18 protein-coding genes are annotated in these 23,430 nt (G+C 52.3%); 7 read left to right on the plus strand and 11 right to left on the minus strand.

Annotation, left to right across the window (positions count from 1 at the left end):
* Positions 1-25: 25 nt before the first annotated feature.
* Positions 26-904 carry a helix-turn-helix domain-containing protein gene (locus tag ACRQV7_RS03560; protein ID WP_444659482.1) on the minus strand — a complete coding sequence of 293 codons (879 nt, stop codon included), beginning with the start codon at positions 902-904 and terminating at the stop codon, positions 26-28.
* Between the two features lie 133 nt (positions 905-1,037).
* On the opposite strand from ACRQV7_RS03560, the gene ACRQV7_RS03565 reads away from it, so the two are divergent.
* Positions 1,038-4,334, plus strand: a complete 3,297-nt coding sequence (locus tag ACRQV7_RS03565) for a DUF5107 domain-containing protein (protein ID WP_444659483.1) — start codon at positions 1,038-1,040, stop codon at positions 4,332-4,334.
* A 249-nt stretch (positions 4,335-4,583) separates the two neighbouring features.
* Here the strand turns inward: ACRQV7_RS03565 and ACRQV7_RS03570 are convergent, their stop codons facing one another.
* The 8 genes from ACRQV7_RS03570 to ACRQV7_RS03605 all read right to left on the minus strand — a co-directional run bounded on the left by ACRQV7_RS03570 (position 4,584) and on the right by ACRQV7_RS03605 (position 12,599).
* Positions 4,584-5,225: an RpiB/LacA/LacB family sugar-phosphate isomerase gene (locus tag ACRQV7_RS03570; protein ID WP_275717959.1), complete on the minus strand. Its 642-nt coding sequence runs from the start codon at positions 5,223-5,225 to the stop codon at positions 4,584-4,586.
* A 52-nt stretch (positions 5,226-5,277) separates the two neighbouring features.
* Entirely contained in the window at positions 5,278-6,204 is a 927-nt protein-coding gene (locus ACRQV7_RS03575) for a transketolase family protein (protein ID WP_444659484.1), read from the minus strand.
* Positions 6,205-6,208: 4 nt separating this feature from the next.
* Entirely contained in the window at positions 6,209-7,030 is an 822-nt protein-coding gene (locus ACRQV7_RS03580; protein WP_444659486.1) for a transketolase, read from the minus strand.
* Between the two features lie 22 nt (positions 7,031-7,052).
* Positions 7,053-8,051, minus strand: coding sequence for an ABC transporter permease (locus ACRQV7_RS03585; RefSeq protein WP_275717956.1), 999 nt, complete (start codon positions 8,049-8,051; stop codon positions 7,053-7,055).
* A 1-nt stretch (position 8,052) separates the two neighbouring features.
* Complete coding sequence (locus tag ACRQV7_RS03590; protein WP_444659487.1) at positions 8,053-9,555, minus strand: sugar ABC transporter ATP-binding protein; 1,503 nt, start codon at positions 9,553-9,555, stop codon at positions 8,053-8,055.
* Between the two features lie 150 nt (positions 9,556-9,705).
* Entirely contained in the window at positions 9,706-10,692 is a 987-nt protein-coding gene (locus ACRQV7_RS03595; RefSeq protein WP_444659488.1) for a substrate-binding domain-containing protein, read from the minus strand.
* A gap of 74 nt (positions 10,693-10,766) precedes the next feature.
* A complete protein-coding gene (locus ACRQV7_RS03600; RefSeq protein WP_275717953.1) occupies positions 10,767-11,525 on the minus strand; it encodes an SDR family oxidoreductase in 759 nt (252 codons plus the stop codon).
* 102 nt (positions 11,526-11,627) lie between these two features.
* A complete protein-coding gene (locus tag ACRQV7_RS03605; RefSeq protein ID WP_444659489.1) occupies positions 11,628-12,599 on the minus strand; it encodes a C-terminal binding protein in 972 nt (323 codons plus the stop codon).
* A gap of 499 nt (positions 12,600-13,098) precedes the next feature.
* Here ACRQV7_RS03605 and ACRQV7_RS03610 point away from each other — a divergent pair, with 499 nt between their 5' ends.
* From ACRQV7_RS03610 to ACRQV7_RS03620, 3 genes are all read left to right on the plus strand, one after another.
* Positions 13,099-13,788: a GntR family transcriptional regulator gene (locus ACRQV7_RS03610; protein WP_275717951.1), complete on the plus strand. Its 690-nt coding sequence runs from the start codon at positions 13,099-13,101 to the stop codon at positions 13,786-13,788.
* A gap of 81 nt (positions 13,789-13,869) precedes the next feature.
* On the plus strand, positions 13,870-14,811 hold the full coding sequence (locus tag ACRQV7_RS03615; protein ID WP_444659490.1) for a sugar kinase: 942 nt from the start codon (positions 13,870-13,872) through the stop codon (positions 14,809-14,811).
* 28 nt (positions 14,812-14,839) lie between these two features.
* On the plus strand, positions 14,840-15,802 hold the full coding sequence (locus ACRQV7_RS03620) for a bifunctional 4-hydroxy-2-oxoglutarate aldolase/2-dehydro-3-deoxy-phosphogluconate aldolase (protein ID WP_275717949.1): 963 nt from the start codon (positions 14,840-14,842) through the stop codon (positions 15,800-15,802).
* A gap of 191 nt (positions 15,803-15,993) precedes the next feature.
* On the opposite strand, the gene ACRQV7_RS03625 is transcribed toward ACRQV7_RS03620, so the two are convergent.
* Both ACRQV7_RS03625 and ACRQV7_RS03630 read right to left on the minus strand, forming a co-directional pair.
* Positions 15,994-17,700: a HAMP domain-containing methyl-accepting chemotaxis protein gene (locus ACRQV7_RS03625; protein ID WP_444659491.1), complete on the minus strand. Its 1,707-nt coding sequence runs from the start codon at positions 17,698-17,700 to the stop codon at positions 15,994-15,996.
* 64 nt (positions 17,701-17,764) lie between these two features.
* Positions 17,765-19,177 (minus strand): phosphoglucomutase/phosphomannomutase family protein, encoded by a 1,413-nt coding sequence (locus ACRQV7_RS03630; protein ID WP_444659492.1) that lies wholly within the window; start codon positions 19,175-19,177, stop codon positions 17,765-17,767.
* A gap of 247 nt (positions 19,178-19,424) precedes the next feature.
* Between ACRQV7_RS03630 and ACRQV7_RS03635 the strand changes: the two genes are divergently transcribed.
* The 3 genes from ACRQV7_RS03635 (at position 19,425) to ACRQV7_RS03645 (ending at position 23,404) form a co-directional block, all read left to right on the plus strand.
* Positions 19,425-20,480, plus strand: a complete 1,056-nt coding sequence (locus ACRQV7_RS03635) for an extracellular solute-binding protein (RefSeq protein ID WP_444659494.1) — start codon at positions 19,425-19,427, stop codon at positions 20,478-20,480.
* Positions 20,481-20,651: 171 nt separating this feature from the next.
* Positions 20,652-21,737, plus strand: a complete 1,086-nt coding sequence (locus tag ACRQV7_RS03640) for an ABC transporter ATP-binding protein (protein ID WP_275717963.1) — start codon at positions 20,652-20,654, stop codon at positions 21,735-21,737.
* Positions 21,734-23,404 carry an ABC transporter permease gene (locus ACRQV7_RS03645; RefSeq protein WP_444659495.1) on the plus strand — a complete coding sequence of 557 codons (1,671 nt, stop codon included), beginning with the start codon at positions 21,734-21,736 and terminating at the stop codon, positions 23,402-23,404. The genes ACRQV7_RS03640 and ACRQV7_RS03645 overlap by 4 nt, the downstream gene beginning before the upstream one ends.
* Positions 23,405-23,430 lie beyond the last annotated feature (26 nt).

A 23,430-nucleotide genomic window follows, 5' to 3' on the forward strand; every position in this document is an offset into this window, starting at 1 on the left:
CTTTAAAAAGTAAGCCGCCCTGTGCTTAGTTTTCTGCAGGGCGGCCATTTTTTGAAATTTTTGCGGTCCTTCCCCTGTATTTCAGGGGTGTAGTGCCGGTTGCTTTCTTAAATGAGGTGCAAAAGCTGCATTCGTTGTCGAATCCGCTCCGGTAGGCGATCTCCTTAATCCGTACGTCCGTGGTGGTCAGCAGGAACTTCGCAAGCTCTACGCGGACACGGATGAGATATTCGTGAGGGGTAAAACCGGTTTCTTTTTTAAATACCCTTGTAAAATAGTACGGACTCAGAGAAGCGCGTTTTGCCAGCAGCTCCAGCGTCAGCGGCTGGTCGGCGTTTTCAGAAATGTAGGTCATGAGCTCTTCGATCACAACGCCGTTATTGTCCTTTGAAACAATTTTATTGGCGCATAATATCAGTTCGGTCAGAAGATCCGTGATGATCTTGGAAATGACAACTTCGTTTACCTTCATATGGCCGTGATAACGCTCGAATATTTTACAGATGCAGTGCTCGGCATTATAGGGGTTCTGGGGAGTAAAAATGATGCCGTTGCGGGTCGCGGTGTTAAAATATTGCCTTGCAAGGATTCCGTCAAAGTGAACCCAATAGATTTCCCAATTGCTCTTTGTGTAATATAAATGCGGTTTATAACAGTCAATAAACGCAAGGGAACCCTCGTGAAGCGGAATGTGACGTCCGTTTTGCTCCACAAATCCGGTCCCCTGTTTTACGTAGATAATCAGAAAACTGTTGTAGCTTTGCCGGTCTACGACATAAGTGTTATCGCAGAAGTAATGCCCGGTGCAAACAGGGTAAAAGTACATTTCTTCCGCCTGTGCGCTGTGGGTATGGAAATAAAGATCAGAGGCTTCCAGAATACCGGCCTGGTCATATATTTTCACGATAACACAACCTTTTTACTGAAATAGTAAGGGCTTTTTTTATATTATAAATATTTTTATTACATCCGTCAAACGGCATTGTTTCCGTGCGGGATTTGCGCGAAACCTTATTTTACCATTAGGAGGCATCATCATGAAGCATACTGAAAAACAGGTGGAAGTATGGCAGGAAAACGTAGTAATCCCCACCTATGAGGTGGGCGCCGCCGATAAAAATCCGATGTTTTTTGAGAAACGTGTTTACCAGGGCAGCTCCGGAAAAGTTTATCCGTGCCCGGTCATCGATAAAATTTACGACGAGAAAAAAGACAAGACCTATCACGCTGTTTTTTTGGAAAACGATTATCTGCGCGTAATGATTTTGCCGGAGCTGGGCGGCCGGATCCAGCGTGCGTATGATAAAACGAACGGATATGATTTTGTTTATTATAACGAAGTCATTAAGCCCGCGCTGGTGGGACTCACGGGTCCATGGGTCAGCGGCGGAATTGAATTCAACTGGCCGCAGCACCACCGTCCGTCGACCTTCTCTCCCGTGGATTATACCATCTGTGAGAATCAGGACGGAAGCAAAACCGTCCGGGTTAACGAAACGGACAGAATCAACGGGACAAAGGGAATGGCGGGCTTTACGCTTTATCCTGACAAAGCCTACATTGAAATCAAAGGTCAGCTTTACAACCCCACCGATATGCCGCAGACCTTTTTGTGGTGGGCTAATCCCGCGGTCAGCGTCAATGAGGATACCCAGTCCATTTTCCCGCCGGATGTACACGCGGTGATGGACCACGGAAAACGGGACGTTTCCAAGTTCCCCATTGCCACCGGTGTTTATTATAAACACGATTACGGCGCGGGGGTGGACATTTCACGGTATAAAAACATCCCGGTCCCGACTTCCTATATGGCGTACCATTCCGACTATAATTTTGTCGGCGGCTATGACTACGGCGCACAGGCCGGAATCCTGCATATTGCCGATCACCATATTTCCCCCGGGAAAAAACAGTGGACCTGGGGCAGCGGAGAATTCGGAAAGGCCTGGGACAGGAACCTGACGGATGAAAACGGCCCGTACATTGAACTGATGACCGGAATGTTCACCGACAACCAGCCCGATTTCACCTGGCTCAAACCGTACGAAGAAAAATGCTTTACCCAGTATTTTATGCCCTATAAAAAAGCGGGGAACGTGAAAAATGCCAGCACCGAGGTTGTGCTGAACCTGGAAACACAAGGCGATGACGTAGGCATTTGCGTGTACGCAGCCGGGGTCTATCCCCATGCGAAAATTGAGCTCAAAAGCGCGGACGGCATTCTGCTCGACACGGTTCAGACACTGTCGCCGAACGATGTTTACACTGCAAAGCTCTCCTCGGGAGGGAAAAAACCGGAGGAACTGACCCTGTCGGTGTATGACGGAACGGGCAGACTGATGCTGAGCTATACTCCCGTGCCCCAAAAAATCGAAAAGCTTCCGGACCCCGCGCAGCCCGCGAAGGAGCCCGAAGAGATTCCGACCAATGAGGAACTGTATTTAACCGGTCTGCATATTGAACAGTACCGCCATGCGACCTATGACCCCGACCCGTATTATCTGGAAGGATTGAGGCGTGATCCTTACGACAGCCGCATCAACAACGCCTACGGCCTGCTGTTGTTCCGCAGGGGTCTGTTTGCGCAGAGCGAGCCGTATTTCCGCAGGGCGGTCGAGCGCATCACCTGGAAAAACCCGAATCCATACGACAGCGAGCCGTATTTCAACCTCGGACTGAGCCTGACGTATCAGGAGCGTTACGGGGAAGCTTTCGACGCTTTTTATAAAGCAACGTGGACGAATGAACAGCAGGAGATGGCATTTTACTGGCTTGCCGCCCTTGCGGCGAAGTCCGGACGCTGGACGGAAGCGCTCGGCTATGTGGAGCGCTCGCTCGTCAGGAACCTGCATCATATCAGGGCACGCGGGTTAAAGGCGCTGATCCTGCGAAAAATCGGAAAAACGGAGGAAGCAAAAGCATTTTTACAGGAAAATATCAGGCTGGATCCTTTCGATTATTTTTCGAGAATGGAGCAGGGCTATCCGGACGGTTCCGGCCGGGAGGAAATGCTTTCCCTGATGCGCGGCGAGCCGAACACCTTTCTTGATGTTGCAGCGAATTACGCCGCGTACGGCTGCTATGACGAAGCGCTGAAGTTGCTTCGTTTATACGCAGGGAAGCACCCTATGCCCGCCTATTATGCCGCCTATTACAGCGCCCTGAGCGGGAACAGGGAGGAAAGCAGGCTTGCCCTTGCAGATGCGGCAAAGCGCAGTCCGCTCTATTGTTTCCCGAATAAGCTTACCGATATCGCGGTGCTGGAATATGCCGTCCGGGTTTCCCCGGAGGACGCAAAAGCCCCCTACTATTTGGGAAATCTCTGGTACGATAAAAAGCAGTACGCAAAAGCGCGCGAGCTTTGGGAAAAGTCCGTTTCCATCGACCGTCAGTTCCCGACCGCATGGCGAAACCTGTCCCTCGCTTACTATAATAAAGAAAAAAATCCTGAGGAAGCGCAGAAAGCGCTGGAAACAGCCTTTCTGCTGGATACGGCCGACGCGCGGGTGTTTTTGGAGCTCGACCAGCTCTACAAAAAACGCGGCTTGGCTCCCGCCGAGCGGATCCGGAATTTTGACAAATACAAGTCTTTGGTTGAGCAGCGCGACGATCTGTGCGTGGAATATATTACCCTGCTGAATCTTCTGGGCCGGCATGAGGAAGCATACCGGCGCACGCAGATCAGGAAATTCCACCCATGGGAAGGCGGGGAAGGAAAGATCACCACGCAGTATACGCTGGCGCTGGCGGAGCTGGCGCGCGGGGCTTTGCGCAGCGGGGAAGCGGAAAAAGCGCAAGAACTGCTTCAGAAAGCGCTTGTGTTTCCGGAAAATCTGGGGGAAGGCAAGCTGGAAGGGGAAAAGGACAATAATCTTTACTATTATCTGGGATGTGCCTGTGAAACTCTGGACGATTCAGCGGGCGCGGAGGAAAACTGGCGGCGCGCCTCCGCCGGCGATCAGGAGCCCGCGGGGATGATGTACTACAACGATCAGCCCGCCGATATGATCTTTTATCAGGGCCTGGCCCTGCGAAAGCTCGGCCTTGAGGAAAAAGCCCTCAGCCGGTTCCACAAACTGGTGGATTATGGAGAGAAACATATCTTTGATACTGTTTCTATCGACTATTTTGCCGTTTCCCTGCCGGATCTGCAGCTTTTCGATGAAGATCTGAATATCCGGAATCAGGCGCACTGCCAGTACCTCATCGCACTGGGCAGTTATGGTCTGGGTGACCGTGAGCGTGCAAAAAAGGCTTGTGAAGAAACGCTGAAAATCGACTGTGCTCACGTCGGCGCGGTTCTGCATCAGAAACTGTTCCTTCAGGAACCATAAAGAAAAGCCGGGATTTTCGCTCTCCGCACAGGAATACGCGCGAATCTCCGGCTTTCGTATATTCGCTGACATTTGCCGCACAGCAGGGGAGAGCGGCTTCACGGCGTTTCTGAATTCCTCCATCCTATGGAGGCGCTGGAAAAGTTACATTCCATTCAATTGCGGATAAAAATGCGGCCATCACAAAAAGTGATGGCCGCATTCAGCTGAAATATCGAAATGTCACTATGCAGTTGGAACGTAGCTTGCTTATTCGCCTACGACCGATTTTACAAATGCGGTAAGAGCCTCGTCCTTGCTGTTCGCGTAGAAAAGCTCTTTAAAGTGTGCGCCGCCCAGAGCGCCCTTCAGCAGTTCCTGATCGATCCCCTTCAGGCAGGTAATGAGATCATGGAAGTTGTTTGCCCTTACGGCGTCAAGAATCTTCTTGTTGCTGCGCTCGACCTGCTGTTTTTCCTTCGGATAGCCGCCGCCGCTCTCGCAGCCGAACAGTTTTTCAAAGATATATTCCAGGTTGCACTCCGCGCCCCAGCCGAAGCCCTTCGCAAAGGGAAGGGAAATCGAGTTGCCGTCGTTGATCTGTGCAAACATGAAGGCGTCGCTCGGGTCGACCACATGACCGCAGATCACACCGGGGAAGCTGTTGAGGGCGAGCATGGCCCCTTCGCCGGTGCCGCAGCCGGTAATGACATAATCGGCCGCGCCGCTGTTCAGTAATACGGCGGCCAGAATGCCGTTCTGCACATAGGTCAGCCATTCCTTATCCGTTGCCGTATACATGCCGTAATTGTATACCGTATGACCCATTGGTTCGACTACCTTTTTCAATACGCTGCAGATCAATTCATTTTTGGAAGCCTGGCTGTTTTCGTTTATCAGTGCTATTTTCATGGTATCTCTCCTTTATTTCCTCGGGCCACATGATGCCGTCCGGGGGATTTTTTTATAAAATGGTTTTTATCTGCTTCAATACGGAGTCAGTATCCAGACCGTATTCACGCAGAAGCTCGTCCGGTTTTCCGGATTGGCCGAAACGGTCCTGCACCCCGATCTTTTTGAACCGGAAATCGCCTTTGCCGATCAGCACGGCGGATACCGCGTCGCCTAAGCCGCCGATCACGCTGTGCTCTTCGATGGTGACCGCCTTTTTGCACCGGGAGGCGTAACGCAGCACGCAGTCCTCGTCGATTGGTTTGACGGTATGGATGTTGACTACAGAGGCGGATACTCCGTTTTCCGACAGCCTCGCCGCACATTTCAGCGCGGTAGCCACCATGATGCCGCAGGCGAACAGGACAACGTCGCCGCCTTCCCGCAAAACATTGGCCTTTCCGATTTCAAACGGCATTTCCTGCTCAAATACCGGAGACGCGGGCCTTGCGAGACGCAGATAGGCGGGGCCTTTCATAGCGGCCACCGCGTTGACGGCGCGCTTCGCTTCGTTTGCGTCGCACGGTACGATCACCGTCATACCCGGGATCACGCGCATCAGAGCGAGGTCCTCGATTGCCTGATGGCTGCCGCCGTCCTCGCCAAGCGTGATTCCCGCGTGCGTCATGCCCAGTTTCACGTTGAAATTCGGGTACGCAACGCTGTTGCGCACCTGCTCGTACGCGCGTCCCGCGCCGAAGATGGCGAACGTGCTGCAGAATGGGATGAAGCCCATCGTGGAAAGTCCCGCGGCCATGGAGATCATGTTTGCTTCCGCTATTCCGCCGTTAAAAAAACGCTCCGGATATTTTTCGGCGAAGCCGTTGGTCATGGTTGCGTGCGCCAGATCGGCGTCCAGAACGACGACCTTGTCGTTTTTTGCGCCAAGGTCGACCAGCGCTTCCCCGTAGGCGGCACGTATTGCTTTTAATTCACTCATTCTATCAGCCCTTCATTTCTTCGAGCGCGGCATCCCGCTCGGCGGGAGACGGTGCTTTCCCGTGCCAGCCCACTTGATTTTCCATAAAGGAAACACCTTTTCCTTTGACCGTATGCGCCAGAATGCATTTCGGCTTTCCGGGCCTTGCGGGGATTTCCAGCGCGTTGATCACCTGGCCGATCTCGTTGCCGTCCGCCAGCTCGATCACGTCGAATCCAAACGCCTCGAAGCGGTTCCGCAGATTACCCAAAGCCATGACCTGATCGTTGGTGCCGTCGATCTGCAGCCCGTTGTTATCGACCATCACCGTAAGATTGTCCAGCTTGTAGTGGGCGGCCGCGGTGCATGCTTCCCAGACCTGCCCTTCCTGCAGTTCGCCGTCGCCAAGGATCGTATAGACCTTCTGGGGGCCTTTCGAAGCTTTGGCTCCCAGCGCCATCCCTACGGCGATGGAAACGCCCTGGCCGAGCGAGCCGGTCGAAGCGTCCACGCCGGGGACTTTTTTCGCGTCCGGATGGCCCTGAAGAATGCTGTGAAGCTGGCGGAAATTTTTGAATTCCGCCTTGTCGAAAAATCCCATTTCGCCCAGAACGGCATAGTAACAGGGAGCCGCGTGCCCTTTGCTGAGCACAAACCGGTCCCGCGCCGGGTCGTTTGGATTTTTGGGATCCACTCTCATCTGTGTGCAGTATGTCGCGGCGAGCAGCTCCACCATGGAAAGCGAGCCGCCCGGATGCCCGCTGGCCGCGCCGGCGATCATTTCAATGATGTCGCGGCGCAGCTGTGTGCATAGGGAAACAAGTTGTTCATTGTCCAGTCTTTTCATCTAAGATACCTTGTTCCGTTTCTTATTTTTTCAGGGTACGGGCTTTTTTCAGAAAATCGATATAGACCGCTCCCAAAATGACACATCCTCTTACAACGAACTGCCAGTAGCTGTTGATGCGGAGAAGATTCATGCCGTTGTTTAAGACGCCGATAATCAGGGCGCCGATAACCGTGCCGCCAAGAGTACCGACACCGCCGTTAAAGCTTGTACCGCCCAGAACCGACGCGGCGATCGCGTCGCGCTCAAAACCCTCGCCGACGGACGGCTGGCCGGAATAGAGGCGTGCCGCAAGAACCACACCGGCAAGAGCGGCTAAAATACCGCTCATCATGAAAACGCGCATCTGAACCGATTTGGTGTTGACGCCGGCATATTTCGCAGCTTCCGCGTTTCCGCCCGTGGCGTAAACGTGGCGTCCGAATCCAGTGCGGTTCATAATAAAGAACAGGACGATGAAAACAAAAGCGACCACAAATACCGGGGTCGGAATTCCGAACAGATCGCCGGTGCCGATCAGGTTAAATGTCTCGTTGGTGCATTGGGTGGGCTGGCCGCCGGTTACGACATAGCCGACGCCGCGCACAATGATCTGTGTGGAAAGAGTTACGATAAAGGCCGGAATCGTGGTATGTGAAATGACATATCCGTTGAAGAGCCCGAGCAGCGCGCCGAAAACAAGCGCGGTCAGAATGCACACTACCAGCGGAAGCCCGGCGTTTGCCAGACGTACCGTGATAACGCCGGAAGCGGCGGCGCACGAACCGACGGACAAATCGATTCCGCCGCAGATCAGGACACAAGTAATTCCGAATGCGATTAAAACGTTTACACAGGACTGCCGCAGCAAGCTCAGCAGATTTGTAGAAACAAGGAAAGTATTTGTAGTGATGGAAAGCGCGATACAGAGTCCCAGCACCGCAGCAATCGCAGCCAGGTTGCGTCTCAGCCAGTTTACTGCTACGCTTCCCGCCGCGCCGCCTTTCAATGCCGCGGATTCCGGATGGTTAGTATTACCCATTTTATTTGTTTCCTCCTTCCACTGCGTAGGACATGATAATCTCCTGAGAGATTTCGTCTACATCAGGGTCTAATATTTTAACAAGTCTGCCTTCGCTCATAACCGCAATACGACTGGAGTTATTAATGATCTCAGGCAATTCGGACGAGATCATGATAATAGATACCCCTTCTTTGCTCAGGTCGCTCATCAGCTTGTAGATTTCCGCCTTTGCGCCCACGTCGATGCCGCGGGTCGGTTCATCCAGGATCAGAACCTTTGGCTTAGACGCCAGCCATTTTGAAATTACAACTTTCTGCTGGTTACCGCCGGACAGCTCGCCCACCAGCTGGTTGACGGATGCCATGCGTATCGAAAGTTTATTCTGGTATGTGGAGATCAAATTCGCTTCTTTTTTACGATTGATTCTGAGATTGTAGATAAATTCTTTCAAAACCTGAAAAGTAAGGTTCACCGCGATGCTGTGGCCCAAAAAGAGCCCCTGCCCTTTACGGTCTTCGGGAACCAGCGCGATGCCTGCGCGGATTGCTTCCGTCGGATTGGAGATAGATACTTTTTTTCCTTCGATCCATACTTCGCCGGAGTGGATTTTATCGATTCCGAACAGCGCGAGAGCCGTTTCCGTACGACCCGCACCCACGAGTCCGGCAAAGCCCAGGATCTCGCCCTTTTTCAGGTCGAAGCTGACATCCTTCACAGCCCTGCTGCACAGCCCTTTTACCTGCATCAGCGTCTCGCCGCCCACAGCGCGCTCCTGTCCGTAGATCTCGTCGAACTTGCGGCCGACCATCATGCTGATCAGCTCTTTTTCGGTTGCTTCCGCCGTGTTTTTCGTACCGATAAATTTACCGTCGCGCAGCACGGTAACCGTGTCGCAGACAAGGAAGGTTTCCTCCATACGGTGTGAAATGTATATGATGGCTACGTTTTTTTCCTTCAGCATTTTTACCTGCCGGAAAAGGTCTTCAACCTCGGCGTTGGCCAGCGAAGCGGTAGGCTCGTCCATAATAATCACTTTTGCGTTTTCATTGATGGCGCGCGCGATTTCCAGCATCTGCTGCTTTGCGATCGACAGGCCCGTGATCAGACGGTTTGTCGGCAGATCGATTCCCATCAGGTCCAGCGCGGCGCGGGTTTCGCGGTGCATTCTGCGCTGGTCGATCAGCCCCGCTTTTGTCTTGGGTTCCTTGCCAAGGAAAAAGTTTTCAGCAATTGTCATACTGGGAACATTGCTGATTTCCTGATGGATAAAGCTGATGCCGTAACGGCGGGCGTCATCCACAGTGTTAATCTGTACCGTTTCCCCGTCTATCTTGATATTGCCTTGATCGGCATGGTAAATACCGCCGAGAATCTTCATCAAAGTGGATTTTCCGGCACCGTTTTCCCCCATCAAAGCACGTACTTCTCCCGGTTTAATGGAGATCGATACGTCATCCAGGACTTTGTTGGAGCCAAATGACTTAAAAATGTTATTCATCTCAAGGGTATACTCACTTGGCATTGAATCACTTCCTTTTACTGCTTGCCGCCTGAAAGACGGCATTTACTTTGGAAACAGGCAAATGAATTTCGCGAATTAGTTGTGTAACCGGCCGCCAATCCGCAAAGAGACGACCGATCACACTCCAATTCACATCTGAAAATCTGTTTTTTATTTGTCTACGTTGCTGGCGTCAATAATGGACATCGGCATAATGATATTTGCTTCCACTTTTTGGCCGGCGATCAGTTTGTATGCGGTTCCCACTGTGGTGCTGCCGATGCCGGTCGGGTCCTGAGCGGCGGAAGCGACCATTTCACCCGCGCGGATAAAGCCTTTTCCTTCATCGGAGCCGTCGACGGACACAACCTTGACATCCTTGATTTTTCCCGCTTCCTTCAGTGCCGAAATAGCGCCGCGGGCGGTAGGATCGTTAATGGTGAAAACGCCGTCAAGATCCGGATAGGCATTGATAAAGTCGACCATGATCGGCTGTGAGTAGTCTGCGGTTGCTTTTTCCACGTCCTTGCTCTGAAGGATCTTGATATCCGGATAGTTGGCCTTGATTTCATCTTCAAAACCCTTCTGGCGGGCATAGCAGGTGGTGGTGGTGCTGAAAGTGACTTCAACAACGTTGCCCTTGTTGTTCAGTGCCTTTGCCAGGGCCTGTGCGCACATATGTCCGGATGCCTCGTTGTCGGAAACGATCGTGCTGGCGACAAGCTCGGGGTTTTTAACGCCTACGTTAAAAGCGATGACCGGAACGCCGGCCTTCTGGCAGGTTTCAAGGGTTGCGCGGACGCCGTCCGAGTTGATGGGGGACAGGCCGATTACGTTACAGCCCTGGTTGATCAGATCGATTACGTCGTTCATCTGCTTGTTCTGATCTCCCTGGGAGTCCATCACCACAAGGCTGTCTTCCGGGCTTTTGAGCGCCTTCTGCATGCCGTCTTTGATCTGTACAAAAAAGACGTTTGTGAGGTTCGGTACGGAAATACCGAGTTTGAGAGGTTTGTCGGTAGCTGTGCCCGATGCAGTGCTCCCAGCCGCACTGCCCGCCGCACTAGCCGCCTGTGAAGAGGCCGTACTGCTGTTTCCGCAGGCCGCCAGAGACAAAACCATAGCCAGAACCAGAATGATTGCACCTAATTTTTTCATTTTGAAGCTCCTTTTCATTTTTAGTTTCTCCTCCTTGCAAATTATAATTATCCGGCAGGACGATCAATTATAAATCAGCAGCCAAGGTAACCGCCGTCTACCGGAATAATTGCGCCACTAAGATAATCGGATGCATGAGAAGCCAGAAAGATCGTCACGCCCTTGACATCGTCCGGCGTGCCCCAGCGCCGTGCCGGGATGCGGTTTGTGATTTCAGTGTTGCGGGTTTCGTCCTCAATGATTTTTGTATTCATCTGTGTAGCCATGTAACCCGGCGCAATCGCGTTTACATTAATTCCCTCGCGGGCCCACTCGTTGGAGAGCGCTTTGGTGATCTGGGCGACGCCGCCTTTGCTGGCAGCGTAGGCCGGGACGGTGTAGCCGCCGAAGAAGCTGAGCATGGAAGCGATATTGATGATTTTTCCGCTCTTCTGTTTGAGCATTTCGCGTCCCGCAAGCTGGCAGAGCATGAAAACGGCGGACAGGTTGATGTTCAGAACCAAATCCCAGTCTTCTATCGAAAAATCCTCTGACTTGCTGCGGCGCTGAATGCCCGCGGCCGGAACAAGGATATCGATTTTCCCGCCAAGCTTTTCCAGCGCTTCATGAAACGCACGGTTCAGCTCGTCACGGTTGCCGAGGTTGGCGCGGACGGCATGGGCTTTGAATCCCCGCTCGCAGAATTCTTTCGCGGCCGCTTCCGTGCCGGCTGAAATGTCGATGATCGCCACTTCAGCGCCCGATTCCATCAAGCCTTCGGCTATTCCGTGGGCCAGACCCGAAGCGGCGCCCGTTACGATCGCTTTTTTTCCCGTTAAATCGAATAAGTTCATATTTTTTCCTTCCTTTTCTGTTAGGCCTAAGTATTTCCAGTTTTTCAGAGGAAAGGATCCTTCGTCGGCCGACGGAGAAACCACGCAGAATCAAAACGCTAATTACTTTCCGGCAGCTGCGTTGACAACATTGAGCAGGGGCTGATCCAGAGCGCCCCGAACGGCCTCTTCCGCCACCTTGCGCTCCAGTTCGATTGCGGACTCTTCCGAGTACCAGGCGATATGCGGAGTGGCAAGAAAGTTCGGAAGGCTCAGAAGGGGGTTGTCCTTCGCAATCGGTTCCGGGCTGAAGACATCGCATGCAGCGCCGGCGATTTCCTTGTCGGAAAGGGCGTTGAACAGGTCCCGCTCATTGATGATGCCGCCGCGGGACACGTTGATGAGATAGGCGCTTTCTTTCATTTTCTTTAACTGCGGGGCCGCAATCAGATCACGGTTCCCGTCCAGCGGGCAATGTACGGAAATAATGTCGGAACGCTTTAGCAGCTCGTCCAGGCTGACCATTTCCATATAGTCCTTCGTGCGGCCGGCCTTTTGTGCGTATTCATCATAGGCGAGGACCTTCATTCCAAAGGCTTTGGCTCTTTCCGCGAAAGCGGTGCCGATCCGTCCTACGCCGATTACGCCGATCGTCTGAGTGGACAACCTGTAAATGGGGATCGCCTTCTGGTATTCCCAGACGCCGCTTTTTACATTGTCGTTGTTTAGAACAATTTTTCTGGCAAGGGCCAAAGCAAGCGCCATTGCATGATCCGCCACTTCGTACATCCCGTAGTCCGGCACATTGCAGACTTTAACGCCGTGCTTTGTGGCGGCCGTCAGATCAATATTATCCACACCCACGCCGTAACGCACAATCACCTTGAGGTCCGGCAGATTGTCAAACACCTTTTCTGTGAAGGGGGCATACTGGTTAATCACTGACTTGAATCCTACGCATTCACGAATCAGGTCGTCTTCCGTCTTACATTGGAGCCAGGGCGCTTCCAATCCGGCCGCTTTCAGCACTCCGGCTTCCACCGTGATGCTGTCATGGTCACAGTCTGTAATCGCCACAAGATTCCGGTTGACCATTCGCTACACTTCCTTTTTGAATTTTAAATCTAAAATTTGATTTCGATCTATATTATATAGGTGCGCCGATTATTACGCAATAGTGAAAATCAATGAATAAATTTTGTATATTATAGTCATTTTATCTAAAAAAATTATGAATATACACTTAAAATAGCTTTATAATTCGCTAATTTATATAATATAATGAAAAACTGCGTTTTTATTTATATTAAACATTTTGCTGGAAATATAGCAAATAAATACTTGATTTTTATAGAAATCATTTATATAATAGATTTGGATATTGAATATAATATTTTATATTTGATGGATTACTTAACAACTATTTATAAAATATCTATATTTTTTGATGACATTCTGTTTTGTTTGTGATAAAATAAACAAGTTGTTAATCATCGTTATTATTTTCAGACAGGCTGTTGACAGCCATTTCAGTCTAAAAGGAATGCGAAAAAATTGGATGAGCTTCTGCGCTGTCGTCCATAGGAGGTCAAGTATGGAAAAGCAACCCCTTTCTTTATTGGAATGGGCTTATGCCCAGATCAGGGACCAAATTATGTCCGGCGAAATGGAGCCGGGCAAAAAAGTCGTTGTCAATCAAATTGCCGAAAGTCTTTCGATCAGTCCCACCCCCGTCAAAGAAGCGATGAATCGTTTGGTGGCGGAGGGGTTAATGGACATGCTGCCCCGCCGGGGCTTTGTTGTAAAACAGTTAAGCATGGACGAAATCCGAAATATCATGGACTGCCGTATTATGATGGAAACCTTTGCGGCAATACCGGCAGCGAAAAATTTTCACGTGCACCCTGAAATTCAGGTGAAAATGCGCGAGGTATTAAGAAAAATGGCTGATGTTCAGGCAAATGACTATGTTACGGCCAACCAGTATGAACAGATTTATCACGGAAGCATTATCCGCCTGACGGAAAACCAGAAGCTGACGGAGCTTTACGATATGCTGATGGGCGTAAGCTTCTCCTTCCTTGTCTATGCTTCCTCCAGGCATCCTATGGAACGGCACGAAGCCGCCCATCAGGAACACAAGCTGATGTATGAATGTCTGGAAGAGGGAGAGGGCAAAAAGCTGGAGATCCTGATCCGCACGCATCTGGAAAACACGATGAAGCTTTATGAGACGTTTTTACCGGCTTATACAAAAAAAGATACCAATATATCCGCATTTTAATTTTCCATGTCCTGCCGGCTGCGGTTTGGGCAAATCACGTTCAATATTTTCATTGAATTTCAGAAAGGAATTTATTTTAAAATGTCAAAAGGTATGATGCTGATTGGGGAACCAATGGGGCTGTTTATCGCGCAGTCCGAGGGCCGTCTGGAGGATATCCCCGGCTTCTCCTGCGCCGTTGCGGGGGCCGAGTTCAATGTTGCGGTGGGAATGACCAGGCTGGAGCTTTCTTCAAGCTATCTTACAAAACTGGGACGGGACCCTTTCGGGAAACAGATCGTAAAGGCGATGGAACGCAACGGGATCGGCACCAATCTGGTTTCCTGGAGCGAGGACCACAGCACCGGCTTCATGATGAAATCCATGGTTTCCTCCGGCGATCCCGACATCTTTTACTTCCGTAAAAATTCCGCGGCGTCTACTTTGAGCGCCGAAGATATTGCCCGGGTGGACTTTTCAGCCTATCAGTGGGTGCATGTTACCGGAATCCTGCCGGCGCTTTCCCAGTCCACCAGAGAAGCGACGATGTTTTTGCTGGAAAAGGCCCGCGAAAACGGGCTGACCGTTTCTTTCGACCCGAATCTGCGGCCTCAGCTTTGGGCCAGTCAGCAGGAAATGGTAAGGGTTTTGAATGAAATAGCGGCAAAAAGCGACATTGTTCTTCCCGGCGATTCGGAGGGCCTTATCCTTACCGGAAGCAGGGAGCCGGAAGCCATCGCCGAATTCTACCTGAAGCGGGGAGCCAAAACCGTGGTAGTCAAGCAGGGGCCGAAGGGCGCCTATGCCGCGCGTGCGGAAGAACGCTTCTTCGTTCCGGGATTCCCTGTGGAAAAGGTGGTCGACACAGTCGGCGCGGGCGACGGGTTTGCCGTGGGCATCATCAGCGCGTTAACGGAAAACCTGCCGCTGAGGGAGGCGGTGCGCCGCGGAAACGCGATCGGCGCCATTCAGGTCATGTCCCGCGGCGACAATGAAGGACTGCCGACCAGGGAACAGCTGCAGCATTTTATGCAGGCAAAATAAAATATTACAATAAAGAGAGGGACCGATCATGAAGAACCTGATGGATATTATCACGGGCGCCGCCCTGGTGCCGGTGGTTGTTATTGACGACCATACCAAATCCGCGGATCTGGGAAAGGCACTGTGCGCCGGGGGGATTCCCATGGCCGAGATTACCTTCCGCACGGATTCCGCACGGCAGGCAGTGCGGGAGATGGCTGAAAAGGTGCCGGAAATCACTGTCGGAGCCGGTACCATCCATACAGTGGAGCAGGCGAAAAGTGCCGTGGACGCCGGGGCGAAATTTATCGTGACGCCGGGTTTTATCCCCGCCGTTGTGGAGTGGTGCCTGAAAAACGATATTCCGGTGATCCCCGGCTGTTCCAATGCGACCGATCTGGAAGCGGCTCTCCGTTTTGGCCTGGATACCGTTAAGTTTTTCCCGGCCGAGGCCAGCGGCGGAATCAAGGCGCTGAAATCGTTCGCGGGTCCTTACAAAGGGCTCCGGTTTATCCCCACAGGTGGAATCAGTGAAAACAATGTGGAAGAGTATCTTTCCCTTTCCAACGTCGCCGCATGCGGCGGTTCCTGGATGGTGCCGAAAGATTTGGTCGAAGCGGGAGATTTCAGCCGGATTGTCAGCCTGTGCAAGGAGGCCGTGCGCAGGGCGTTCGGATTTGAGCTGCTGCATGTCGGTGTCAACACAAAGGATGCTCAGGACGCGTCCAACGTGGCGAACAGCTTTGCCGGACTTCTTTCCATTCCGGTCATGGAGTTCCCGGGCGCTTATTTTGCCGGGACCATGTTTGAAATCGTGAAGGGTCCGTTCCTGGGCGAAAACGGGCATATCGCCATTCAGACCAGCGATATCGAGCGCGCGGTCCATCATTTCGAGTGCATGGGAGCGGAGCTGGATAAAAGTTCGGCGGTGCGCGACGAAAACGGCGGTCTGATCGCAATTTACTTCAAACAGACGATCGGCGGCTTTGCCATCCATTTGAGAAGGAAATAAGCTGTTTCGGCGAAAAAGTATCCGGCGGCCCGAACGGCGTGCGGGAAACGCCGCCGAACAGAATCATTCTTCTATGAACGGAATCAGAAAAATATTGAAAAATCCCCCAATCGTAGTTTGATTGTCTACGATTGGGGGATTCGTCTTGTCGGCGGGCCGGCCTGAAATGATCCGGATCGATGCCTGCGATATTACGCAGACTCTGCTTTATCTGCCGTGATGGATTTCAGTGTAAACTGGCCGGCCAGTTTTTTCAGCGATTGCGCCTGTGCGGACAGTTCCTCACTTTCCGCGGCGCTTTCCTGCGCCGTTGCGGAGTTCGTCTGTACCACGTCCGAAATTTGCCCCACGCCCAGCGTTACCTGTGCGATCGCAGCCGATTGCCGGTTGGTGGCGTCGGAAATTTTTTCAATGGTACCGGTGACTTCTTTCGCGCTTTTCACGACCCGGAGCAGGGACTTTGCCGTTTCGTCGGCAATTTTGGTACCGTGTTCCACCTGCTCCATGGAGCCCGCGATTAAGGCAGTCGTGTCTTTTGCGGCCCGGGCGCTTTTGCTTGCCAGATTCCTCACCTCGTCGGCCACCACGGAAAAGCCTTTCCCCGCCGCGCCCGCTCTCGCCGCTTCCACGGCGGCGTTCAGGGCGAGAATATTGGTCTGAAAGGCGATATCCTCAATGGTCTGAATGATTTTCCCGATCTGACCGGAGGACTCGCTGATCCGCCCCATGGCCGCGACCATTTCCTCCATATGCCGATTGCTTGTTTCGATCTCAAAAAGAACCGTATTCACATTTTTACTGGCGCCGTCGGCCTGTTCCGCGTTCGACCGGATATTTTCCGATATTTCCGCAATCGTCGCGGTGAGCTCCTCCACTGAGCTCGCCTGTTCGGCCGCTCCCTGCGCCAGGGCCTGGGCTCCCTGCGAAACCTGTCCCGCTCCTGTGGAAACCTGTTCCGCCGCCTGGTCGATTTGCCCGAGAGTATCGTTCAGGGAAATCAGAATGCTGTGAAACGATTGCTTTATTTCAATGTAGTCTCCGATGTACTCCAGCTCAGTGCCGACGGCAAGATTCCCGCGTCCCATTTCGCAGAGCATCCGTTTGATGTCGGCAATATATTCCCGGATTGTTCCGGCCGATTTTTCAAAGGCTGCGCCGAGCTGTCCGATCTCGTCGTTCGATCTCTGCTGAATGGGAAAGCTCAGATTGCCTTCCGACATTTTTTCTGCGGCGTCCGCCATTTCTTTCAGCGGTCTTCGGATGCTCCGGCCCATTTTCAGCGTAATGATAAGGGACAGCAGGACTGCCAGAAAAATGACCGCCAGAATGCTTCCCTTCGCCGCGGAGGACTGTGCGGCAAGGCTGGCGGATACCTTGCGGCCGCTCTCCGTTTTTTCGCTGATCAGAGCGCTGGTATCGGAGAAAATTTTGTTGGAAAGCGGTGTCGCCTGCTTGCTCAGAATATTCTGAGCATCGTCCGTTTCGCCGCTTTTTACAAGCTCGACGATCTGCGACCGCAGCTTTTCATAATTGGCCAGATTATCCTGAATGTCGCTGTACAGGCCCAGCTCCCTGCTGCCGGCCATACTCTTTTCCATGCCGGAAAAGAAGGTGTTCACCTGCCCGTTTGATTTTTCCAGTTGAGTCGCGTACGAATTTCGGTCCCTGACATCCGTTGTGTAAAGCATATCGCGGAGCACAGCGCTGTTGTCTTTGAACTCCGAGTTGAACAGGCCGATCTCTCCCTGCGCAAAGCCGAAATCCACCAGAGCCGCACTGTACTTTGTCTCCATATCGGACATTACGATAAACCCGGCAATGCCGCCGATGCTGCAGATGACAATGACAAAAATAAAAGAAAGCGCCAATTTTGTGCCGATCTTCTTATTTTTCAACATCTTCCCATACCCTCCTCAATTGTGTTTCACATCTACCGGCCGGAACGCGGTATCCGAATCGAAATCAAAGCCCCAGAAAATCACGGAATACCCGGCTGATGCGCGCGGCCTCAGCCGCATTTTCCATTTCGCTGAAAATACGGAGCACCGGTTCCGTTCCTGAAAAACGGCAGATAATCCATCCTCCGTTTTTGAAATAAACCTTGCATCCGTCCATGTAGGAGATCTTTTCGATTTTCAGGTCAAACCGCGGCGTTTTTTTCTCCTCAAAAAGGAGATGCTGCAATTCTTCCTTGCGTTCGCCGGTCATGCGGCAGTCGAACTCGTCCATGACGAAATTGCCGAACTTTCGGTGGATTTCGTCGAGAATGTCCCGCAAAGATTTGCCGATCACGCTGATCATCTCCACCAGCAGGGAACCGGCATAAACGCCGTCCTTTCCGTGAATATGGCCGCGCACGGTCAGCCCGCCGGAGGACTCGCCGCCGATCAGGGCGTCGGTTTCCTCCATTTTGGCGGAAATATACTTGAAGCCGACCGGGACCTCATAGCAGGCTTCCCCAAAGCTTTCCGCCATCCGGTCGAGGCAGTGGGTCGTGGCGATATTACGCACCGCGGCGCCCTTCCAGCCTTTATATTCATGCAGGTAATAGTAAAGCAGCACGAGGATATCGTTGGGGTGGATAAAGCTTCCGCTGGAATCGATCAGGCCGATGCGGTCGGCGTCGCCGTCCGTGGCGATGCCCAGATCGTAGCCGTTCTGGACGACCATCTGGGCCAGATGGGACAGCGTCGAGCTGTTCGGGGCGGGAAGCCTTCCGCCGAACAGGGTGTCGTGCCGGTCGTGGATGACCTCGACGCTGCAGCGGCAGGTGAGCAGAATCGTCTGCAGGGTCGTTTTGCTGACTCCGAACATGGGGTCAAGAAGGATTTTCAGATTTTTTCTCTTAATGGCTTCGGTATCAATTACATTCAGAATACTGTCGATATAATGGTTCTGTGGGTCAATCTCCAGAATCAGCCCGCCCGCGGCGGCTTCTTCATATTCCATCGTGCGGATTTCGGCCGGATTCATCAATGCGATTTCTTTTTCCAGACGGTCGGTTACTTCTTCGGCCGCGTCCCTTCCGCCGGACGTAAAAAGCTTGACCCCGTTGTATTCCGCCGGGTTATGGCTCGCCGTGACCGCCATCCCGTAAGCGGCGGCTTCCTTCAGCACCTGAAACATAATCAGGGGCGTCGGCGCGTCGTGGTTGATGAGATGTACCCTGACGCCCTCGGCCGCAAGGGTGCACGCAATCCACTTTGCACCGAAATCGGACAGAAACCTGCGGTCGTATCCAATGACGACCGGAAGGTTTTCGGCATGGTCCTTTTTTATCATTTTTGCCAATGCGGCGGAGAGCAGCTCCAGATTGCCCCGTGTAAAATCCTCTCCGATAATTGCGCGGAATCCGCCGGTACCAAATTTAATCATATTCCATCCCTCCCGTAGAATCTGGGGCTATTTTAGCATTCTGAATTTTCATTTTCAAGCTTGGATGACTGCGAATTGCACAGTTTTGACGTAAAAATATGCCGGATTTCGTGAATATGTTAGAATCCTCTACAAAAGTACAGGATCGTCACATTGTATTTGCCCGGCCAAGATGCAATAATGAAATCACAACAACGCGGGGCAAGGCCCCCGGAATTCAAATTTTAACGAACTGAGGGGAAGAGTTATGAAAAAGTTTGTCAGTGCACTTTTGGCGATCACCATGCTCGCCGGTGTGTTAGCCGGATGCGGAAGCACGCAGAGCGCATCGTCACAGGCCAATACGGACGCCAGCCAGGCTGCGGAGCAGACGCCGAATTCCAAGCATGTCACGGTTTATTCGCCGCATCCGGCGGACCCGCTGAACGCAGGAATCAAGGAGTTCCAGGAGAAGACCGGAATTACGGTGGACCTTGTCGCCGCGGGAACCGGCGAACTGCTCAAGCGTATCGAGGCGGAAAGCGACAGCCCGCAATGCGATGTGTTCTGGGGCGGCGGAGCGGATTCCCTTGCAGCCTACAGCAAATATTTCGACAAGTTTACGCCCGCCGATCTTGACAGCATCGATAAGGAGTATGTCAGCAAGGACGGCCTCTGGACCGGGGAATCCCCGCTGCCGATGGTCATTATGTACAACAAAAAGCTGGTCGGGGAAAGCGACGTCCCGAAGGGCTGGGGCGATCTGATCGACGCGAAGTTCAAGGGAAAAATTGCGTACGCGGACCCGGCGAAATCCGGTTCCTCCTACACCATCCTGTGCACGATGCTGACCGCGTTCGGTAAGGACGACGGCAAGGGCTGGGAGTTCATTCAGAAATTTGTCGCCAATCTGGACGGAAAAATTCTCGGTTCCTCCGGCGACGTCTACAAGAAGGTATCCGACGGCGAATACAGCGTCGGCTTGACGCTCGAAAAAGAAGCCATTAAATATGTTCAGGCCGGTGCGGACGTCGGCATCATTTATCCGTCGGAAGGCACCTCCGCGGTTCCGGACGGCATTGCGCTGGTCAAGGGCTGCAAAAACAAGGAAAATGCCGAAACCTTCATGAACTTTGTTCTGAGCAAGGAATGCCAGACCATGATGGCGACCGATTTTGCCAGAAGAGGCGTCAGACTGGACACCCAGGTCCCGAAGGACCTTCCGGAAATGAAGGACGTGAAGCTGGTAAACTACGACTTTGACTGGGCGTCCTCTCAGAAAACGCAGATCATGGAAAAGTGGAAAGAGGTCATTGTCGGTTAACTGCGGGGCTTCAAAGCGGTTCTGACAGATTCCACGCAAATCAGGAGTCTTTGCGTGCAGGCGTGAAAAGCAGATGAGCGCCTGCACGCTTTCTATTAAGACGGTTGGCCGGCGTCCGTTCCTGCTTTCGGGACGCGGAAGCAAAGTGTGAGTTTAAAGGGGTTGAACAGATTGAGCCATGGAGTAAAAATTTGTAATGTGGTGAAGCGGTATGATGATTTTACCGCGGTAAACGATATTTCATGCGATATCCGGCAAGGGGAGTTTTTTACGCTGCTGGGGCCTTCCGGCTGCGGAAAGACCACATTGCTCCGGATGATCGCGGGGTTTAATACGATTGACGGTGGAAAAATTTATTTTGACGACAAAGTAATTAACGATATAGAAGCTTATCAGCGCGATATCGGCATGGTGTTTCAGAATTATGCCATTTTTCCCCATATGACGGTTTTTGACAACGTCGCTTACGGGCTGAAGGCGCGCAAGCTGCCGAAAAACGAGATTGAGCCGAGGGTGCTGGAGGCGCTCGAGCTTGTACAGATCAAAGATCTGAAAGACAGAAAGCCCTCCGAACTGTCCGGCGGCCAGCAGCAGCGCGTCGCCCTTGCCCGGGCGATCGTGATCAAGCCGGGCGTCCTTCTGATGGACGAACCGCTTTCCAACCTGGACGCAAAGCTGAGGGTTCAGATGCGCACTATTATCCGCAAGCTGCAGAAGGATCTGAACATCACCACCATTTATGTCACGCACGATCAGGAAGAGGCGCTTGCCATTTCGGACCGGATCGCCATTATCAACGCGGGCCGGATCATGCAGATCGACACGCCGTCCACCATTTATAAAAAGCCGCAGAATTCTTTTGTCGCGGGATTTATCGGGACCTCCAACTTTATGGAGGGACAGATCGAGCAGCTTGACCCCGACAAAATCGCGCGCGTGAGGCTGGACGCCGGTTTTGAATTTTCCGTAAAGCTGAAGAAAGGTCTTGAGGGAAGGATCAGGGCTTCGGTCCGCCCGGAGCAGTTCCTCATGGACGACGAGAGCGGAACCGGAATTTCAGGCGAAATCCAGATGTACACCTTCCTCGGCGACTTCGCCAGCTATGAGGTCAAGCTAAAAAACGGTCAGGTCGTACAGGCGAACGAATACACGAAGGATATTGATTTTGTCCGCGATATCGGCCATAAGGTGCGCCTGAGCTTCCGTCCGGAGAAAATCAGCGTGTTCAGCGAAGACGGAACCGAGGTGTTCTCATGAACGCTGAGAGGACTTCCCACAGAAATTTTGCGAAATACTTCAGTTTCTGGAATCTGGTAAAATACGGCTCCATGCTGCTGCTGCTGGTGTTTCTGGTCTATCCGTTTTTCTCCGTTATCTTCCACAGCTTTCTCAGCGGCGACGGAAAATTTACTTTGGAATTTTATAAGATTTTCTTTACCAAGCAGTACTATTACCGCACCCTGTGGAACAGCCTCGCAACTTCCGGAATCTCCACCGTTTTTGCGGTCATCATCGGCGTTCCGCTCGCTTACATAACCAGCCGCTTCAACGTGTACTGGAAAAAATGCATCAATATGCTGATCATCATGTCCCTGATGTCGCCTCCGTTTATCGGCGCGTATTCCTGGATCATGCTGCTCGGCAGAAACGGCCTGTTTACGAACGCGCTTGCGAAAATCGGCATTATCACTCCGCCGATTTACGGCTTTGGCGGAATCGTTCTGGTGTTTACCCTGAAATTTTTCCCCTATGTTTATTTATACGTTTCGGGAGCCATGTCGAGCATTGACCGCTCTCTGGAGGAAGCGGCCGAAAACCTCGGTTCCAGCAAGCTGAGAAGAGTGATGACGATTACCATGCCGGTGATCATGCCGACGCTCGCGGCAGGCGCGATTATGGCGTTCATGTCGTCGCTGGCGGACTTCGGCACCCCCATGCTGATCGGCGAAGGCTACAAGGTCCTTCCCGTCCTCGTATATGAGGAGTACATGAGCGAGATGGGCGGCAACGCCAACATGGCCGGAGCGCTCAGCGTCGTGATCATCTGCTGCTCCACTGCGGTGCTCCTGATTCAGAAATATGTGGTGGCGCGCAAGAATTACGTCATGACCGCGCTCCGTCCTCCGATCGTGGAAGAGCTATCCCGGGGGAAAAGAATCCTTCTGACCGCGCTTTGCATGTTCGTCGCGTCCGTCGCTTTTTTACCGCAGATCGTTGTGATCTTTACGTCTTTTATCAAGACAAACGGGCCGATCTTTGTGAAGGGATTCAGTCTGGAAAGCTATGAAAAAATCTTCTATAAGCTGTCCAAAAATATCACGAATACGTTTATGTTCTCCTTCATAGCAATTATCATCATTATTATCTTCGGAATGCTTCTTTCCTACCTTGTCGTGAAAAAGAAGAGCAAAATCAGCAGCACGCTGGATTTGCTGTTGATGTTCCCCTATGTGATCCCTGGCGCCGTGCTCGGAATCAGCATGCTCGTTGCGTTCAATAAGCCCCCGCTCATGCTGTCCGGCACCGCCGTCATTATGATTATTGCCTATGTCATCCGGAAAATGCCCTATACGATCCGTTCCAGCAGCGCGCTGCTGTACCAGATCGACCCCAGCATTGAGGAGGCCTCCATCAACCTCGGCGTATCCCCAATGCGCACCTTCTTTAAAATAACGGCGAGAATGATGGCGCCCGGCGTTTTGTCCGGCGCGATCCTGAGCTGGATTACCACAATCAACGAACTGAGCTCCAGCATTATGCTGTACAGCGGGAAAACCGCGACGATCTCGGTAGCGATCTATACCGAAGTGGTCCGTTCCAGCTTTGGAACCGCCGCGGCGCTGGCGTCCATTCTGACGGTTGCCACCATTTTGTCCCTGCTGCTGTTCAACTGGGTCAGCAAGGGCAGGGTTTCCGTGGTCTGACGGAACGAAAAAAGGGAGCGGACAGA

Origin of the sequence: Caproiciproducens lactatisolvens, assembly GCF_052443335.1 — a bacterium.
GTDB lineage: Bacteria > Bacillota > Clostridia > Oscillospirales > Acutalibacteraceae > Caproiciproducens.

What these genes read in the sequence shown, in the direction of transcription:
- ACRQV7_RS03610 (WP_275717951.1), top strand. Translation starts at nt 13,099, where the DNA reads ATGGAAAAGCAACCCCTTTCTTTATTGGAATGGGCTTATGCCCAGATC.
- ACRQV7_RS03585 (WP_275717956.1), bottom strand. Translation starts at nt 8,051, where the DNA reads ATGGGTAATACTAACCATCCGGAATCCGCGGCATTGAAAGGCGGCGCG.
- ACRQV7_RS03625 (WP_444659491.1), bottom strand. Translation starts at nt 17,700, where the DNA reads ATGTTGAAAAATAAGAAGATCGGCACAAAATTGGCGCTTTCTTTTATT.
- ACRQV7_RS03635 (WP_444659494.1), top strand. Translation starts at nt 19,425, where the DNA reads ATGAAAAAGTTTGTCAGTGCACTTTTGGCGATCACCATGCTCGCCGGT.
- ACRQV7_RS03590 (WP_444659487.1), bottom strand. Translation starts at nt 9,555, where the DNA reads ATGCCAAGTGAGTATACCCTTGAGATGAATAACATTTTTAAGTCATTT.
- ACRQV7_RS03630 (WP_444659492.1), bottom strand. Translation starts at nt 19,177, where the DNA reads ATGATTAAATTTGGTACCGGCGGATTCCGCGCAATTATCGGAGAGGAT.
- ACRQV7_RS03565 (WP_444659483.1), top strand. Translation starts at nt 1,038, where the DNA reads ATGAAGCATACTGAAAAACAGGTGGAAGTATGGCAGGAAAACGTAGTA.
- ACRQV7_RS03645 (WP_444659495.1), top strand. Translation starts at nt 21,734, where the DNA reads ATGAACGCTGAGAGGACTTCCCACAGAAATTTTGCGAAATACTTCAGT.
- ACRQV7_RS03575 (WP_444659484.1), bottom strand. Translation starts at nt 6,204, where the DNA reads ATGAGTGAATTAAAAGCAATACGTGCCGCCTACGGGGAAGCGCTGGTC.
- ACRQV7_RS03570 (WP_275717959.1), bottom strand. Translation starts at nt 5,225, where the DNA reads ATGAAAATAGCACTGATAAACGAAAACAGCCAGGCTTCCAAAAATGAA.
- ACRQV7_RS03595 (WP_444659488.1), bottom strand. Translation starts at nt 10,692, where the DNA reads ATGAAAAAATTAGGTGCAATCATTCTGGTTCTGGCTATGGTTTTGTCT.
- ACRQV7_RS03620 (WP_275717949.1), top strand. Translation starts at nt 14,840, where the DNA reads ATGAAGAACCTGATGGATATTATCACGGGCGCCGCCCTGGTGCCGGTG.
- ACRQV7_RS03580 (WP_444659486.1), bottom strand. Translation starts at nt 7,030, where the DNA reads ATGAAAAGACTGGACAATGAACAACTTGTTTCCCTATGCACACAGCTG.
- ACRQV7_RS03605 (WP_444659489.1), bottom strand. Translation starts at nt 12,599, where the DNA reads ATGGTCAACCGGAATCTTGTGGCGATTACAGACTGTGACCATGACAGC.
- ACRQV7_RS03615 (WP_444659490.1), top strand. Translation starts at nt 13,870, where the DNA reads ATGTCAAAAGGTATGATGCTGATTGGGGAACCAATGGGGCTGTTTATC.
- ACRQV7_RS03600 (WP_275717953.1), bottom strand. Translation starts at nt 11,525, where the DNA reads ATGAACTTATTCGATTTAACGGGAAAAAAAGCGATCGTAACGGGCGCC.